This is a genomic window from uncultured Roseovarius sp., from assembly GCF_947489715.1.
Lineage (GTDB): Bacteria > Pseudomonadota > Alphaproteobacteria > Rhodobacterales > Rhodobacteraceae > Roseovarius.
The window spans coordinates 870,280-885,893 of the sequence record NZ_CANLER010000001.1 but is presented as its reverse complement, the minus strand read 5'-3'; the positions used below and the strand labels follow the sequence as shown (position 1 = coordinate 885,893).

Here is a 15,614-nt window from a genome sequence, read left to right as displayed (position 1 = left end):
GATTGGGTGCGTCCGAGCATCATTGCTCAGGCGAACCCGCCGAAAGGCGAAGCGGGAAAGAACGGGTCTTGGTCTAGAATGGCAAAACTCAAGTGGGGTCACTAGAGGGCACCATATCACCACAGCTGATATCGTCTGTGGCGTTATCGTGACCGCTAGCGGCTCACGAATGATCGGGCGAGACTGGAGGATATGCGTACCCAGCCCAATACCAGCACTCTTGGGCTGGCCTTCCACCGCTATAGCGACCCGACACCCTTTGGGATCAGATTGTCAGATCGACTGTTGCACCTGTATATCGTCGGCCAGACAGGAACCGGCAAATCGACGCTCTTGGGCAACCTGGCGATGCAAGATGCTGTCCATGGCAACGGCTTTTGTCTGATTGATCCGCATGGCGATTTGGCGTTGCGACTTCACCAGTCAATTGAAACACCACACCTATACTGGGACGTGGCTGATGCAGACAGTCGGTTTGGATATAACCCGCTGACGCCGGTATCCGCTCAATTCAGGCCTCTCATCGCCTCGGCCCTGATAGACACCCTCAAAAAGCAATGGCCTGAGGCCTGGGGTGCTCGGATGGAACACTTGCTGCGGTATGCCATTCTGGCGTTGTTAGAGCAGCCGCAGGCTGATCTGCGAGACATCGTGAAGCTGTTTGTCTGGAAATCGTTCCGCAAGCAGATCATCGAACGTCTCACCGATCCACAATCACTGTTCTTTTGGAAGCACGAATTTGAGAACATGAACTACCAAAATGCGGCTGATGGCGTGGCACCAATTGCCAACAAGCTAGGGGCTTTTCTGGCTCACCCGGTGGTACGCCAAGCGGTCTGCACGCCACAGACCCCGCTCAAGTTCCGACAGTTGATGGATACCGGCAGACCGCTGATTGTGAATTTGGCGAAGGGACGACTGGGGACGGATATCAGCAACGTGCTGGGGGGCCTGTTGGTGTCGACCATCATGCACGCTGCCTTCTCTCGCCATAGCTTGCCGGAACTAGCCCGCAAACCGTTTTTCCTGCACGTTGATGAGTTTCCCAATTTCACCACAACCGCCTTTGCCTCGCTTTTGTCTGAGGCCCGCAAGTATGGTCTGGGCCTTTCCTTGGCCCACCAACACATAGCTCAATCCGAGCGTGCCGTTTTTGAGGCTATTCTGGGCAATGTGGGGACGCAGATCATGTTCCGGGTTGGTGCCCGTGACGCTCCAATACTGCAAACAGAACTGGGCACGTTTGGCACCAACGATCTGACCAATCTGCCAAACCACCGAGCATTTGTGCGGCTGATGGTAGATGGCACCAAGTCCAAGCCCTTCTCCGCTAGCATGATGCCTTGGTATCGGTCTGGGAGATATGGTGGCCGCTATGCAGGACAACACCACATTCATATAATCGGATAATGAACCGGCCAGACGAATTCCCACCCCGCATGTCCGAAGAGGCATTCAACGAATACCTGCGGATTTGTCAGGAGTTCTATCTCGAACTGCTCGACAACGGTACTTGGTTGTGGCCGGACGATTCGTCAAATTCTGAGGATTTGTTAGAGTCCGAAGACAGCTAACCTTTTCAAAATGACAAAGTACTTTGCATACACTCGGGTGAGTACCGTCAAGCAGGGAGATGGTGTTTCACTTGATGCCCAACGGGATGCTATTGCTGCTTACGCCGCCAAACATAGCCTCACCATCACCGCCTGGTTTGAGGAAAAGGAAACCGCTGCTAAGCGAGGGCGTCCCGTTTTCAACAGTACCGTCGCTGCTCTGCGACGAGGCACAGCCGCCGGGTTAATCGTTCACAAAATTGACCGTTCGGCTCGAAATTTTTCGGATTGGGCTATGGTCGGGGAGCTAATCGATAGTGGAGTTGATGTGCGGTTCGCACACGAAAGCCTGGATATGAATTCCCGAGGCGGACGCCTCACTGCTGACATTCAAGCGGTCATTGCCGCCGATTACGTACGAAACCTGCGGGAAGAGTGTATCAAAGGAATTGAAGGTCGATTGAAACAGGGACTCTATCCCTTCAAAGCACCGATTGGGTATTTGGATCAAGGCCCAGGGAAACCTAAGGTGCTTGACCCGATGCGGGCACCGTTTGTGAGACAGGCGTTTGAATTGTATGCTAGCCAGCAACACTCTTTTCGCTCGTTGTTGGAGGAGCTGCACCGCCGTGGTTTTATGAACACCAGCGGCAAGCTGATCACCATGGGGTGTCTCGAAAACCTGCTTAATAATCCATTTTATCACGGCAAGATTGTCCTCAAACGGACAGGCCGAGCCTATGATGGTATTCATGAGCCGATCATCGAACAGGCGTTGTTTGATTGTGTGCAAAAATTCAAATCCAATAAACAGATCAAGAAACGCACCACCCACAACCACTCCTTCCGTCGCTTGATCAAGTGCGGTGGCTGCCAGCGGTCACTCTGCGGCGAACTTCAGAAAGGGCACGTCTATATGCGGTGCCACACCCGTGACTGTCCAACTAACACCATTCGCCAAGATCAGCTCGAAGCAGAGATTGGAGCCACTTTGGTATCGGTGCAGATAAATGATGCTGACCACCGGCGATTGCAGGTTGCGATAAAACGCTGGTTGCGGCGACGTTCAAGAGCAGGAGATTTGCAGGCGATTGATCTGCAACTGACCAACCTGGCACAGCGGCAAGAACAACTGACGGATGCGTTGCTGGACGGCTTGATCGACAAGGAAGTCTTTGCGGAACGAAAGGAACGGCTCTTGAGTGACCGGCAGGCTTTGGAGCAATCTCGCACCCAAATAGGTGATATTGCTACCGATGAGCGACTAGCACGAAATTTTCTCGAACTGGCAAAACACGTTGCCCTGCTTTACCAAATGGCGGATTCGCAGAAAAAGCGACGACTGACCAAAATACTGTTCTCGAACCGGATACTCACCGGCAAAAACCTTTATCTGACACCGCAGAAATGGCTTACTGATACGCAATGGGCCATCAGTGTCTTATGTGGTCCCCCAGACCAGGACAGAACTCGAACCAAAGAACAAATTGCGAATGTAATTCGGGAGTTCGATCTTTGACCCCGATGTTGACCCAACCCTTGGCAAAGATCGAACTCTCCTCGCTACATTCCCTCCTGGGTGGTGCACATGAGCGAGATAGGGGCCGAAACGGTCACGATATCATCCCAACTGATATGCAGCTAATTCAGCCATTGTTTGACTTGCTGGAAAGGTATCAGGGCAACAACTGAATATCGGCTCGCATTATTAAATGACATTTGGGTAGGTGATTTTCTGTATTATGAAAAACACCATAAATTGAGTCATTCGAATGTGTTCTTGTTCAGATGGTAAGGCATAGCTTGACCCAATATCGTCATAGGGTAGGCTGAATCTGCCGCTAAGAGTGTATTGTTATGCGTATTTCGAAATTAAAAGTTGAAAACTACCGTTCAATTGAAAATATTGAGGTTGAACCAAGTGAGTTTGGTGTATTTGTTGGACAAAACAATCACGGCAAAACAAATTTTTTCGAAGCAATTCAATGGTTTTACAACGCAAAGAAGTCGACTGAGGAAGAGTACTTCAAGAAGGAAACGGACAAAGTTATTCGCGTTGAAATTGAGTTTTCCGGTGTCGTTGACGAAGACATCGAAAAACTATCAACAGATGCGGCAAAAACAAAAATTAGAAATTTGCTTGGTGACCAGACTTCATTCTCTGTTGTTAAGGCGAGTACCGATCACAAACGGAAATATATTGTTTCCGGTGAAGAAAAACCTAATCCGCAAGGCTTAGATACAGCCATCAATGAATTTTTACCTAGGCTAGAATACGTAAACACCAAGATTAGACTAGATGACGTAGCAAAATACAAAGACAGAAATCCAATTGGGGCAATGTTGTCGGGTGTACTCACCGCGATTATTGAATCTTCTGAAGAGTACAAAAAGTTTAGAGAACAATTCGCAGTCTTATTTGAAGGCGAAGAATCTGAAGTGCGTGCAGAATTAGACCGCTTAGGAGCGGCAGTAGAGGTATATCTGCAAAAACAATTTCCAGACGGAACGAGTGTTAAATTCAAGGTGAACCCTCCCCAATTTACGGAGCTGCTTAAGAGCTTTGACACTACGATCAATGATGGCATTGAGACGGGTGCCGACGCAAAGGGCGACGGTATGCAAAGAGCTATCATGTTGTCGATTATCCAAGCCTTTGCAGATCACAGGCGAATACAGCTGGGTGGAGGGACTTTTCTATTTCTAATTGATGAGGCTGAGTTGCATTTACACCCTTCGGCTCAAAGGGCTCTCAAAAACGCTCTCTTGGATATATGTTCCACAGACCAAGTCCTGGTGAATACACATTCGTCAGTTCTTGTTTCTGATAGCGATGCCCATCAGAAAGTATTCAGGGTCGATAAGGAAGAGGGCGTTACTAACATCTGTGAGCTCGATGAGCTAGGTTTGGCAGACGTAATTTTTGAGCTACTAGGCGGCAGCCCTGCTGATTTGTTGCTACCCCGAAACTTTCTCATAGTAGAAGGAAAGTCCGAATTTGCGTTTTTGACTACAGTAATTCGGCGATTTTATTCAGAAGATTTCAAGGGTCTAAAAGTGTTGTTTGGTGGTGGTGATATTGATGAGCAAAAAGAAAGCATGAAGGCGGTCCATAAGGTCTTGGTTCCTCTTACGGATTCAGAGAATCCCGTCTATCGGGATAAGGTAGTCGTATTGATCGACAAGCCAAATGCTTCTCAAGAAAAGAAATATGCTTTGTTCCAGAAAGGATATCCCTTTTTGTTCGCAGAGGGCCGGATACTAGAACTCCCGAGCTGTTCACTGGAAGAATGTTACCCTAAACCATGGACGAAGAGTGAGGATGAAGTAAAAGCGATGACCCGCGAAAAGGTAAAATATGCGAACCAAGTAGCGTCTGAGATATCACGCGAACAGTTTGAAGCAGAGATGCCAGAGGTATTTGCCGCTCTAAATCGTTGTAGTGAACTTGCATTCAACTGAGTTTAGTCGGAGCTTAAGACACAGCAGCTATAATTTGATAGATTCAGTGGGCGGCAGAAGACGAACACATCCAACGTCACTTACTCGCCCCACCAGGTCCAATTCCCATCAAACCTAAGAAGAAACCCGGTGTTCCACTGTGGAAGTACAACTTGAAGATCCAAAACATTTAGCCGGGTCTCTATCAGGCGGTGTTTCTTTCAGCCTTATAGTTGATGCATTCAGCAACCATACGTGGATACGCAATTTCTAGATAATCCATTGATGCCTCAATCATTGGCCAAGAAGTGTCTGAAATTCCATCGCGGCTTAATGCCATCCAATGAGAAGGGTGGTAACGACACAACATTCCGAGAAAATACGAGAGCATAAAAGATAAGCATATCTGCGAGTAAGTTGTTGTTTCATTTGTGGGAGAAACCGCAAACAAATTGGGAATTGTTCCAAAGGATTGGTGCACGAATGAGTTCAAAAATAGAGGGATGTCGTCGGTGGCGGCTTCTACCTGTTTTTGCCTGCCGATATCCTTTATATTTAGTTTGCCACCTGCGTACTGAAAGATCTCAGCGATATTTGTCTGATTGTTTACTTTGAACGATACTAGGTCATTTACGGCACTGATTTCATGAACACAAATGACCAGTGATTGGTTTCCTGTCCACAATTTGTACTCCGACATCAGGTCAGGGATTCTTGAAGTTACGTCTGAAAAGCTCAAAGCAATATCAGCACTCGGTGGATCAAAAGAGGCTGACCAATCAGTTTTACTGCTTTGAGTGTGTAAAAAGACGGTATTCTCGGTTTTTTCCATCAATGACGAGAACAGCCCTCGGCAACGAGTTACAGAAAGTTCGGCAAGTCTTGGCAGACTGATCCCGATGTCGGTTTCAAGTAGATTTGACCATCCTTCGCAGGAAAGACCATGTGACGGGCTTAATGTCTCTTCGCCACCTCTGGCGGTAAGTATGAGCGTTAGGCTGCGAGATAGATTTGAAATGCCATAAAACAATAACAACGGTTTAACTGAAATGTCAGATTTGGCAGCGTTGTTGAAATACTCTTGCCCCTGACGGTAGCTTGCGACAATTTGCTTTGCCCTAGTGGTACTTAATGTGAGATTATGTATTTCATTGAATGTTCTCTTGACGAGATCAACGCTACCAAGGGGACGAAGCAAACGTACGGTTTCTTGAGGAATTCCTGACATTGAATAGATAGTACACCGATATTAATAATGATCCACTGTTACGAAATTCTAGTCGGACAGGCAGTACATTGAAACTCAATTGAGTCTAGCGGTCACGATATCTCTTCAGATCACACGCCCCCTAATCTTAGCGAATAGCGAGAAAACACAAATAGAGACAGAAAAAGAGACTGAAAAGAGACTACGAAAAGCAAAAAGGCTTAGCATATTATGCTAAGCCTTTGAAATTTCTGGCTCCGGCGGTAGGGATCGAACCTACGACCAATTGATTAACAGTCAACTGCTCTACCGCTGAGCTACGCCGGAACACGGAGGCCCGTATAGCAATCCCGATACTCCCCGTCCAGAGGGGATGTGACACTTTTTTGGCCGGATTGCATTTTATCGGTCAGACCAGTGAGAAGGGCGTATCGGCGGTCAGTTCAGATACTGGCGCGACACGGTTTTTACCATAAAGATCAACAAGATGCGCCAAGACATTACGGGTTGCGGCAGGGATCAGCGCGGATGGCGTATCAGTATAAATGGTCTTCGCAAGGCTCTGCGCCGTGCTGGGGCCCTGTGCCAGATGTTCCAGGATCGAGGCCTCGCGCGCGGTTCGGTGTTCGATCAGCCAGTTCAGCCGCGCGGCAGGGTCGGTGATCGGCGCGCCGTGGCCGGACTGGAAGACCGCCGCGCCCAGCTTTTGCAGCTTCCGGCAGGACGCCATGAAATCGGTCAGATCGCCGTCGGGTGGAGACACCAGCGAACTGGCCCATCCCATCACCAGATCGCCGGAAAAGACCGTGCCGCCCATCGAAAAACATAGGTGATTGCCGAAATGTCCGGGGGTCCAGTGGGCAGTCAATCGCCAGCCCTCGCCTTCGATCACCGCGCCATCATCCAGCCCGACATCCGGGCAGAACCCGGCATCCACACCCTCACCCCCGCCGACAAGGCCACCATCGGCAAGCTGCTGCATGACCTCACTGCGACCGGCATCGGCAGCGCCATAGGCATAGACATGGGCACCGGTTTCGCGCGAGAGCCGTTGCGCCAGCGGGGAATGGTCCAGATGGGCATGGGTGATCAGGATATGCGTTACCTGTTGATCCGGGCGCAGCGCTGTCAGAATGGCCTTCAGATGCGTGCTGTCCTCGGGGCCGGGGTCAATGATTGCGACCTGTCTTTCGCCCAGCAGATAGGTGTTTGTGCCGCGATAGGTCATTGGCGATGGGTTGGGGGCCAGAATGCGGCGCACGCCCGCACCGACGTCCTGGGCGATGCCGACGGGCGGGTTGAAATCACGGTCTGTATCCATCGGTCTTTCCCTTGCAGAACGGCCCACCGCGATACCGGAATTTTGGCGGTGTTATGGCCAAGCTACTCTAACCATCTGAAATTGCGTGATGTCCACAGCGAAAATGGTTTCGCTTCGCCATCCATCGCTCTAGGTTTGGCACATGAACTTTCGCTGGCTCAAACCCTACATGCCCCGCAGTCTTTATGGTCGGGCGATTCTGATCCTGCTCCTGCCGGTGGCGTCATTGCTGCTGGTGATCTCGATCGTCTTCATCCAGCGCCATTTCGAAGGGGTCACCAAGCAGATGACACAGGCCGTCAGCCGCGAGGTCAGCCTGTTGCTGGAATATGACGCATCGACAGATAACGGGCAGGGGGCGCAGATGGCGTCGGTCCTGCAGATTGCCGTCGATGATGTCACCGCGTCCGAGATGCCCCAGGCCAATCAGCGGCGATGGTACGATTTCACCGGGGTCGTGGTGATCAGCGAATTCAGCCGTCTGCTGCCCAATGTCAGGGCGATTGAACTGCCGAATGACAAGGTCGTGCGCCTGTTCTTTGAAACCCAGGACGGGGCCATGGCGCTCAGCTTTGATCGCCGCCGAGTTTCGGCCTCGAACCCGCATCAATTGCTGGTTTACATGGCTGTCTTTGGCGTTTTGATGACGGTCATTGCCTTTCTCTACCTGCGCAATCAGCTGCGGCCCATCACCCGTCTGGCCCGCGCGGCCGAGGCGTTTGGCCGGGGCCGTCACGATGTCTATCGGCCTGCGGGCGCGATCGAGGTCCGCGCCGCCGGTAATGCCTTTCTGGACATGCGGGCGCGGATCGAACGCCAGATCGAACAGCGCACGCTGATGCTGTCGGGGGTCAGCCATGATTTGCGCACCCCGCTGACGCGGCTGAAACTGGGCCTGTCGATGCTGGACGATGAAGATGTCGACCTGATGCAGCGGGATGTCGCGGACATGGAACGCCTGCTGGATGAATTCCTCGCCTTTGCCCGCGGCGCCCATGAGGGGGAGCCCAAGCGGATCGACCCGATCAAGTTGATGAAGCAGATTGTCGCGGATTGCGACCGCGCCAAAATCGACGCCACACTTGTCAGTGCCGAAGGGAGCGGCAAGGTCGCCTTGCGCGAAGGCGGTATTCGCCGGGCGGTCGAGAACCTGATCAACAACGCGGTGCGCTATGGCACCCGGGCCGAGTTGTCGGTTCTGCTGACCGACAAGACCCTGCGCATCCGGGTCGAGGATGACGGCCCCGGCATCCCCGAGCACCAGCGCGAAGAGGCACTGAAGCCCTTTGCCCGGCTGGACCCGGCGCGCAATCAGGACAAGGGCAGCGGCGTGGGCCTTGGGCTTGCGATCACCGCCGATATCACCCGGGTGCATGGCGGCACATTGCGGCTGGGCACCAGTGAAACACTGGGCGGGTTACGCGCCGATATCGTGATCGGTCGCTGACGCCGCCCTTCGGAAACACCATTTTGACTTTTCGCGCCGGGCGTTTACGCTTGCGGTATTTCCGCGCGCAGTTTTTTTGCAATCGCATCGCATAGGTTGGCACCCGTGACACATTCCTTGACCGATTCCGACAGATGGACCGAGACTGAACACTGGCTTTTCGACCGGTTCTCGCAGGGCTTCATTGCCGATTTCAGTGACCGAACCGGGGTGATCCCGAACCCGGCCTCCGAAGAGGGCTGGACGGAAAGCGGCACCATAAGACTGGCAGCGCTGGCCGCATTTGCCACCGAAAAAGCCCTGGAAAGCAAGACACCGGTCCGCATGATCATCCACGGGGCCAGACTAACCGGCGGCTTTGTTTCCCGGCTTCCGGGCCATGTCACCCTGTCGCTGACGCAATGCCGGATCGACGGGGATATCACGATCAAACACAGCACGCTGAGCGGGCTCACGCTGGAATTTTGCTATATCACCGGTGGTCTTGAGGTGGCGCAATCCACCATCGAAACCGGCGTCTACCTGACCGCCACCACCGCCGAAGAGGGCGCACGCTTCAACACGGTCGAGGCGCGTGGGTTCTTCAACGTATCGGGTGTATCACTGCTGGGCGAGCCGCTTTTTCCCGCCAGGATGAAGCGGCTGGTGATCGAAAAATGCACGCTGAACAACGACCTGGCGATTAATTCGCTCAGTGCTGGCAGGATCAGCCTTGAGGGGACGAGTGGCGCAAATATCTACATTTCCGAGGCGTCGGCGGAAACGCTCAACGCCGAACGGTTGATATGCAACGAGCTATTCATCGGCAAAACGGTCTTTACCGATGTCTGCAATCTGAAAGCGATCGAAGTGGCGACGACATTGTGGGTGTCGCTTGACCAGACCGGAAAAGCCTTTGCCGCGCTCGAGGCCAAACTTGACGCATCGCTTTCCAATGCGGCCCTTTTCATCCTGTCGCGCGCAAAAGTGGGCCATGACACGACGCTTCTGCTGACCTCGGAAAGCCCGCTCAGCCTGAATTTCAAAGAGGTGGAACTGGCCGCGAACACCCGACTGGAGGCAGCCGCGGAGGAAATCGAGCTTTACGGCGAGGACGCGAAATTTCAGGGCAATGTCGAAATGGCGTTCGGGCCATCCACGATTTCCTTCTCTGCTGAACGCGCCAGTTTTGGCCGCAACGTCATTCTGTCATCGGGAAATTTCAAACATGTCACCTTCCGCAATGCCACGATCAAGGGCGCGCTGTCGTTCTGCAACTGGATGGATCCGGTGCCGGTCTGGGGCACCGGGACATGCCTTGATCTGGCCGGCAGCGATCTGGGCTGGCTTGATCTTGAGGCGTCGACCCCCACCACCACGGCGCTGGAGACCTGGCCCAGGGAATTGAACCTCAAGGGCATGAAACTTCACAAGTTTCTCCAGTCAGGGGATCAGGCAGACACGTTGGGGCGATCTTTCAAGGATCTGCTGGATCGGGATAAATCCGGTTATGCGCAGCCCTATATCGTCAGCGCCGGATTGTTTCAGAGCGTCGGGGAAACCGGTATCGCCGACGACCTGCTGCGCAAATCGAAACAGAAACAGGCTGCGAAATACTGGGCCACAGGCCATTACGGCCAGTGGTTTGGCGTCTTTCTGCAACGTATCTTCATTGGGTACGGCATCGGCATGGGGTATTGGCGAATTCTGCCGTGGATGATCGCGCTGACGGTCTTCGGGGCCTTCATGCTGCATCTGGACGAGGTCTGGAGCGGTAAGGAAATCGTCGCCGGGGCATCGGGATCATGGGTGTGGAAATTCATGGCCAGCCTCGACAACCTTGTGCCGGTCATCACCTTCGACAAAGCGTTCGAGGATAATGTTCCCGCCCAGATCCATCATCTGGGCATCCGCAGCTGGTTCTGGCTTCAGACCCTTCTGGGATGGGCGATCGGTTCGATCCTGGGCCTGGCGCTGGCAGGGTTGACCCAGAAGGGAAAATGACGTGTCGCCGGGCCGATCCGCGCCCCATAGGTGCGGCAAGTCTTTATGGACCGTGCGGCGCGGTAATCGCCTTGCATCCCGAGGGCGCTAAAAGGGAGCCATCAAGGATCAGGGTCATGCAACAGAAAACCTTCAAACGCGAAATCGCCGCCGGGATGGCATTCTTCCTTTGCTTCATCGCCTGGAAGGCGTCGGATGCCGCACCGGTCGAAACTCTGAAAGTCATCATCTGGCCAATCATGCTTTTCGTTGGCGCCGCTTTCGGGATGCAATGGGCCAGCAAGCAGACCGATCTGATCACCGGCAAACGCTGACACCGCGACCATTCCAGACAAACGCCTGACCACGGCCCGCTCTATCCGGCGGGCTTTTTGCTGTTCTAAACACCGGTTCCGGGATGATCTGATTTCCGGTGGCGCAACCTTGCTTCGCATCTCCATATGAACCACCCCAGCGAAACCACCGACCGGGGGCATGCCTGCGGGGCGCGCAGGCTACGGAATTTCTGATTTTACCGGGCGCTTCGTCGGCTTTGACCATCGAAAGGCCGAAGTTACGGGGATATGCCTCGCTGCCGAATGGGAAGGTCAGCCATTGAAGTAACCATGGTGGTAGGCCCGGAGGGACTCGAACCCCCAACCAAAGCGTTATGAGCGCTCTGCTCTAACCAATTGAGCTACAGGCCCGACCTGAATGTGTCTCTAGCAGACCGGTAGAGGTGGTCAAGCCACTCTGACCCCGCGCCGCCATATCGCCCATCCGCGCCGGGCACTACTCGGGGTATCGCTTGACCAAGGCCAGGCTAAACTCTCTTCGCAAAATGCAATGCCGGGGGCAAGTAAGCGCGTTCGTTCCAGCAGGTATTTCGGCACCTGGCCTGAAATGGACCCTGCTTTATGACCCTTGCCGCGCAATCAACATCTTGTGGGGCGGTCGGGCGTGCGCCGCATTAACCCGCACTTTTACCGATTTTTGCACCGACGTAATACCGACAAAATACCGACGTTATACCGATTGGTAATTTCCCCTGAAATCAGTGCGTTAACCACGATTCGCCCAGACATGCCGTCCAACGTGCTTTTCTTTGCCGCGCGCATAGGCTAACCCGCCCGCAAAACCCAAGGAGAGGGCAATGTCATGAGCGATGGCAAGAACGGTGTGACCTATGCCGATGCCGGTGTGGATATCGACGCGGGCAATGCTTTGGTGGATCGGATCAAACCAGCGGCAAAACGCACGACACGGTCCGGGGTCATGGCCGGATTGGGCGGGTTTGGGGCGCTCTTCGATCTCAAGGGCGCGGGCTATGTCGACCCCATCCTTGTGGCCGCGACCGATGGGGTGGGCACCAAGCTGCGCATTGCGATCGACACCGGAAACGTGGATGGCGTGGGCATTGACCTGGTCGCCATGTGCGTCAATGATCTGGTCTGTCAGGGCGCTGAGCCTTTGTTTTTCCTTGATTATTTCGCCACCGGCAAGCTTGAAACCGACAAGGCAGCGCGCATTATCGAAGGTATCGCCGAAGGCTGCGTGCGGTCCGGTTGTGCCCTGATTGGTGGTGAGACGGCCGAGATGCCGGGCATGTATCCCGAAGGCGATTTCGACCTTGCAGGCTTTGCCGTGGGCGCGATGGAACGTGGCAGCGACCTGCCCGCTGATGTTGCGGTGGGCGATGTATTGCTGGGGCTGGCAAGCGACGGGGTGCATTCGAATGGCTACAGCCTTGTGCGCAAGCTGGTCGAGATGTCGGGACTGGAGTGGGAGGCGGATTGCCCCTGGTCCCAGGGCACGCTGGGGGCCGCATTGCTGACCCCGACACGGCTATATGTGAGACAGGCACTGGCGGCTGTCAGGGCAGGGGGCGTACACGCCCTGGCCCATATCACCGGCGGTGGCCTGACCGAGAATATCCCGCGCGTCCTGCCCGAAGAAATGGGCGTTGAAATCGATCTGAATAGTTGCGAAATACCGCCTGTTTTCAGCTGGTTGGCAGTGCAAGGCGGCATGGCCGAAAGCGAAATGCTCAAGACTTTTAACTGTGGCATCGGCATGGTGCTGGCGGTGTCGGCAGATCGCGCCGATGCGCTGCAATCCCTGCTTGAGACCGAAGGCGAGACTGTCTGCCGTCTGGGCCAAGTGACCGGCACGCCGGGCGTCAGCTATTCCGGGGCGCTTCTTTGACCAAACGCGTGGCCATCCTGCTTTCGGGCAGCGGGTCCAACATGGTCTCGCTGGTTGATAGCATGACGGGTGATCATCCTGCGCGCGCCTGCCTGGTCATGTCCAACAATCACGACGCTGGTGGGTTGCAAAAGGCCGCGGACCGGGGCGTTGACACGGCCGTGGTTGATCACCGGCCTTACGGCGAAGATCGCGCCGCGTTCGAGGATGTTCTGCATGCCCGCCTGATCGAGGCCAGGCCGGACATCCTTTGCCTCGCCGGGTTCATGCGCGTGCTCACCGAAGGGTTCGTCAGCCGCTGGCAGGGGCGGATGCTGAATATCCACCCCTCGCTCTTGCCCAAGTATCGCGGCCTCAATACCCATGCCCGCGCGCTCGACGCCGGAGACACCAGCGCGGGCTGCACGGTGCACGAGGTTACACCGGCGCTGGATGACGGCCCGATCCTAGGGCAGGCCCAGGTGCCGATTCACCCCGATGATACGCCTCAGAGCCTTGCCGCGCGCGTGCTGGAACAAGAACATATTCTTTACCCCGCCGTGCTACGCCAATTCGCCGAGGGCAACAGGCAGATGATTGCCTTGCCCTAGGCTTTTGAGGGCATTTCCATTTGCCCTGCGCTGCCCTATACCGTCGCAACTTCAGCCCCCCGTGACAGAGACTGACAACACCACATGAAAACAATCACCACCACCGAAGATCTGGCCGCGTTCTGTCAAAAGGCCGCGACCTACGATTATGTCACCGTCGACACCGAGTTTCTGCGCGAACGGACCTATTATTCCAAGCTTTGCCTGGTGCAATTGGCGGTGCAGGGCGATGGTGAGGATGACGCGGTACTGGTTGACCCGCTGGAGGGCGCGCTGTCGCTGGAACCGCTCTATGACCTTTTCCGTGATACATCGGTGGTCAAGGTTTTCCACGCCGCCCGGCAGGATCTTGAGATTTTCTATGTCGATGCCGGCGTGATCCCCACGCCACTCTTCGACACCCAGGTGGCGGCGATGGTCTGCGGCTTTGGTGAACAGGCCGGGTATGAAACGCTGGTGCGAAAGATTGCCAAGCAACAGCTCGACAAAACCTCGCGGTTTACCGATTGGTCGCGCCGTCCGCTGACCGATGCGCAAAAGACCTATGCGTTGGCCGATGTGACCCACCTGCGCGGTATTTACGAATTCCTAGCCGCCAAGCTGCACGAAACCAATCGTGAAAAATGGGTCGCCGAAGAGATGCATATCCTGACTGACCCCGAAACCTATATCACGCATCCCGAAGAGGCGTGGAAACGGGTCAAGACGCGCAACAATTCAGGCAAGTTTCTGGCCATCGTGCGCGAGCTGGCGCAGTTCCGCGAAAACCATGCGCAATCGCGCAACATCCCGCGCAACCGTGTGTTCAAGGATGACGCGTTGGTTGAATTGGCGTCGACCAAACCTGCCACACAGCAGGATCTGGGCCGTTCACGCCTGCTGCTGCGCGAGGCCCGCAAGGGGGAAATCGCCGATGGCATTCTGGCTGCGGTCAAGGCGGGTCTGGACTGTCCGACGAAAAACCAACCAAAACCCGATACACGGCAGGAAAAACTACAGGTGAATCCGGCGCTGGCCGATCTTCTGCGCGTGTTGCTCAAGGCCAAGACCGAAAGCTATGGGGTCGCGCCCAAGCTGATTGCCAATGCAGCGGAACTGGATCAGATCGCCGCTGGTATCCGGGACGTATCTTCGCTCAGGGGATGGCGGGCGGATGTGTTCGGGCAGGATGCGCTCCGGCTCTGCGAAGGCAAGGTCGCACTGACCGCCCGCGGCAACAACATCAAGATTATCGAGCTTTAACCAAGCCTGCTCAGGGGCGTGCTGTGATCTCGTTGCGGGCGCCGATGACGCGGATCGTGTTGGTCAACGCAAGATCGTTGTTTGACACGAAACGCCCGGCATGAAGTGTGCGTTGGCGGGCCTGCCCCTGTGGGGTGTTCGTGGGCTGCAATGCGCGCAGGCGAAGTGTTAGCACCCCGCCAATCGGTTCTCCGTCATTTTCCGAGGTCAACCGCACGTCATGGGCGCCTTGTTGCAGCGACACGCCAGAGACACGTATGATCGCCCCTGACGTTGTGGGCTCGACCTGGACGCTGGTCACCTGATCAACGGGTGTGCCCCGGTAAATCTTGCGCTTGTCCTTGCGACGGATACGGGTCTGTTTCGGGATCAGTGGATTGGCTTCACTGCCGTTAGTGACCGCCGGTTGGGAACTGCCGCCGCCAAACCAATTGCCGGGATTGATCCTTGAGTCGCGCAGACGCGAACAGCCCGACAATACTATCGACGAAACCACCAGAATTGCCACAAACCTTCGCATCACACCTGCCTTCTGCTACCTCACTTCGGGTTACCTCATCGCGCCCGCGTTGAAAAGACAGAAGGTGGGGCTGGACCTTTCTCAGAGGCGCGCTTAGGTGTTTGACATCAGTACTACGGACGGAAA

Annotated in this window: 13 protein-coding genes and 2 tRNA genes; 10 read left to right on the top strand and 5 right to left on the bottom strand. The window is 54.7% G+C overall.

From position 1 onward, the window contains the following. Window positions 1-192 precede the first annotated feature (192 nt). The 4 genes from Q1B27_RS04325 to Q1B27_RS04310 all read left to right on the top strand — a co-directional run bounded on the left by Q1B27_RS04325 (window position 193) and on the right by Q1B27_RS04310 (window position 5,015). The gene (locus tag Q1B27_RS04325; protein WP_299844109.1) at window positions 193-1,410 is read left to right on the top strand and encodes a TraM recognition domain-containing protein; all 1,218 of its coding nucleotides are present in this window, start codon (window positions 193-195) and stop codon (window positions 1,408-1,410) included. Continuing rightward, window positions 1,410-1,574, top strand: a complete 165-nt coding sequence (locus Q1B27_RS04320) for a hypothetical protein (protein WP_299844107.1) — start codon at window positions 1,410-1,412, stop codon at window positions 1,572-1,574. The genes Q1B27_RS04325 and Q1B27_RS04320 overlap by 1 nt, the downstream gene beginning before the upstream one ends. A 10-nt stretch (window positions 1,575-1,584) precedes the next feature. Then, window positions 1,585-3,072, top strand: a complete 1,488-nt coding sequence (locus Q1B27_RS04315) for a recombinase family protein (RefSeq protein ID WP_299844104.1) — start codon at window positions 1,585-1,587, stop codon at window positions 3,070-3,072. Between the two features lie 338 nt (window positions 3,073-3,410). After that, window positions 3,411-5,015 carry an AAA family ATPase gene (locus Q1B27_RS04310; RefSeq protein ID WP_299844102.1) on the top strand — a complete coding sequence of 535 codons (1,605 nt, stop codon included), beginning with the start codon at window positions 3,411-3,413 and terminating at the stop codon, window positions 5,013-5,015. A 184-nt stretch (window positions 5,016-5,199) separates the two neighbouring features. Here the strand turns inward: Q1B27_RS04310 and Q1B27_RS04305 are convergent, their stop codons facing one another. The 3 genes from Q1B27_RS04305 to Q1B27_RS04295 all read right to left on the bottom strand — a co-directional run bounded on the left by Q1B27_RS04305 (window position 5,200) and on the right by Q1B27_RS04295 (window position 7,522). Next, window positions 5,200-6,222 (bottom strand): YaaC family protein, encoded by a 1,023-nt coding sequence (locus Q1B27_RS04305; protein WP_299844099.1) that lies wholly within the window; start codon window positions 6,220-6,222, stop codon window positions 5,200-5,202. 231 nt (window positions 6,223-6,453) lie between these two features. Then, window positions 6,454-6,528 (bottom strand) — tRNA-Asn (locus tag Q1B27_RS04300). An 82-nt stretch (window positions 6,529-6,610) separates the two neighbouring features. Next, the gene (locus tag Q1B27_RS04295) at window positions 6,611-7,522 is read right to left on the bottom strand and encodes an MBL fold metallo-hydrolase (RefSeq protein ID WP_299844096.1); all 912 of its coding nucleotides are present in this window, start codon (window positions 7,520-7,522) and stop codon (window positions 6,611-6,613) included. A 142-nt stretch (window positions 7,523-7,664) separates the two neighbouring features. On the opposite strand from Q1B27_RS04295, the gene Q1B27_RS04290 reads away from it, so the two are divergent. The 3 genes from Q1B27_RS04290 to Q1B27_RS04280 all read left to right on the top strand — a co-directional run bounded on the left by Q1B27_RS04290 (window position 7,665) and on the right by Q1B27_RS04280 (window position 11,266). Next, window positions 7,665-8,969, top strand: a complete 1,305-nt coding sequence (locus Q1B27_RS04290; RefSeq protein ID WP_299844093.1) for an ATP-binding protein — start codon at window positions 7,665-7,667, stop codon at window positions 8,967-8,969. Window positions 8,970-9,074: 105 nt separating this feature from the next. Next, window positions 9,075-10,952 carry a hypothetical protein gene (locus Q1B27_RS04285; protein WP_299844090.1) on the top strand — a complete coding sequence of 626 codons (1,878 nt, stop codon included), beginning with the start codon at window positions 9,075-9,077 and terminating at the stop codon, window positions 10,950-10,952. Window positions 10,953-11,068: 116 nt separating this feature from the next. After that, window positions 11,069-11,266: a hypothetical protein gene (locus tag Q1B27_RS04280; RefSeq protein ID WP_299844087.1), complete on the top strand. Its 198-nt coding sequence runs from the start codon at window positions 11,069-11,071 to the stop codon at window positions 11,264-11,266. Between the two features lie 295 nt (window positions 11,267-11,561). On the opposite strand, the gene Q1B27_RS04275 is transcribed toward Q1B27_RS04280, so the two are convergent. After that, window positions 11,562-11,638, bottom strand: a tRNA-Ile gene (locus tag Q1B27_RS04275). A gap of 451 nt (window positions 11,639-12,089) precedes the next feature. Between Q1B27_RS04275 and purM the strand changes: the two genes are divergently transcribed. From purM to rnd, 3 genes are all read left to right on the top strand, one after another. After that, a complete protein-coding gene (purM, locus tag Q1B27_RS04270; RefSeq protein WP_299844084.1) occupies window positions 12,090-13,136 on the top strand; it encodes a phosphoribosylformylglycinamidine cyclo-ligase in 1,047 nt (348 codons plus the stop codon). After that, the gene (purN, locus tag Q1B27_RS04265) at window positions 13,133-13,726 is read left to right on the top strand and encodes a phosphoribosylglycinamide formyltransferase (protein WP_299844081.1); all 594 of its coding nucleotides are present in this window, start codon (window positions 13,133-13,135) and stop codon (window positions 13,724-13,726) included. The genes purM and purN overlap by 4 nt, the downstream gene beginning before the upstream one ends. 84 nt (window positions 13,727-13,810) lie before the next feature. Then, complete coding sequence (rnd, locus tag Q1B27_RS04260; protein WP_299844078.1) at window positions 13,811-14,968, top strand: ribonuclease D; 1,158 nt, start codon at window positions 13,811-13,813, stop codon at window positions 14,966-14,968. A 10-nt stretch (window positions 14,969-14,978) separates the two neighbouring features. On the opposite strand, the gene Q1B27_RS04255 is transcribed toward rnd, so the two are convergent. Continuing rightward, window positions 14,979-15,488 (bottom strand): hypothetical protein, encoded by a 510-nt coding sequence (locus Q1B27_RS04255; RefSeq protein ID WP_299844075.1) that lies wholly within the window; start codon window positions 15,486-15,488, stop codon window positions 14,979-14,981. Window positions 15,489-15,614: the final 126 nt, after the last annotated feature.

What these genes read in the sequence shown, in the direction of transcription:
- Q1B27_RS04280 (WP_299844087.1), top strand. Translation starts at nt 11,069, where the DNA reads ATGCAACAGAAAACCTTCAAACGCGAAATCGCCGCCGGGATGGCATTC.
- Q1B27_RS04320 (WP_299844107.1), top strand. Translation starts at nt 1,410, where the DNA reads ATGAACCGGCCAGACGAATTCCCACCCCGCATGTCCGAAGAGGCATTC.
- purM (WP_299844084.1), top strand. Translation starts at nt 12,090, where the DNA reads ATGAGCGATGGCAAGAACGGTGTGACCTATGCCGATGCCGGTGTGGAT.
- Q1B27_RS04295 (WP_299844096.1), bottom strand. Translation starts at nt 7,522, where the DNA reads ATGGATACAGACCGTGATTTCAACCCGCCCGTCGGCATCGCCCAGGAC.
- Q1B27_RS04290 (WP_299844093.1), top strand. Translation starts at nt 7,665, where the DNA reads ATGAACTTTCGCTGGCTCAAACCCTACATGCCCCGCAGTCTTTATGGT.
- rnd (WP_299844078.1), top strand. Translation starts at nt 13,811, where the DNA reads ATGAAAACAATCACCACCACCGAAGATCTGGCCGCGTTCTGTCAAAAG.
- Q1B27_RS04315 (WP_299844104.1), top strand. Translation starts at nt 1,585, where the DNA reads ATGACAAAGTACTTTGCATACACTCGGGTGAGTACCGTCAAGCAGGGA.
- Q1B27_RS04305 (WP_299844099.1), bottom strand. Translation starts at nt 6,222, where the DNA reads ATGTCAGGAATTCCTCAAGAAACCGTACGTTTGCTTCGTCCCCTTGGT.
- Q1B27_RS04310 (WP_299844102.1), top strand. Translation starts at nt 3,411, where the DNA reads ATGCGTATTTCGAAATTAAAAGTTGAAAACTACCGTTCAATTGAAAAT.
- Q1B27_RS04255 (WP_299844075.1), bottom strand. Translation starts at nt 15,488, where the DNA reads ATGCGAAGGTTTGTGGCAATTCTGGTGGTTTCGTCGATAGTATTGTCG.
- Q1B27_RS04325 (WP_299844109.1), top strand. Translation starts at nt 193, where the DNA reads ATGCGTACCCAGCCCAATACCAGCACTCTTGGGCTGGCCTTCCACCGC.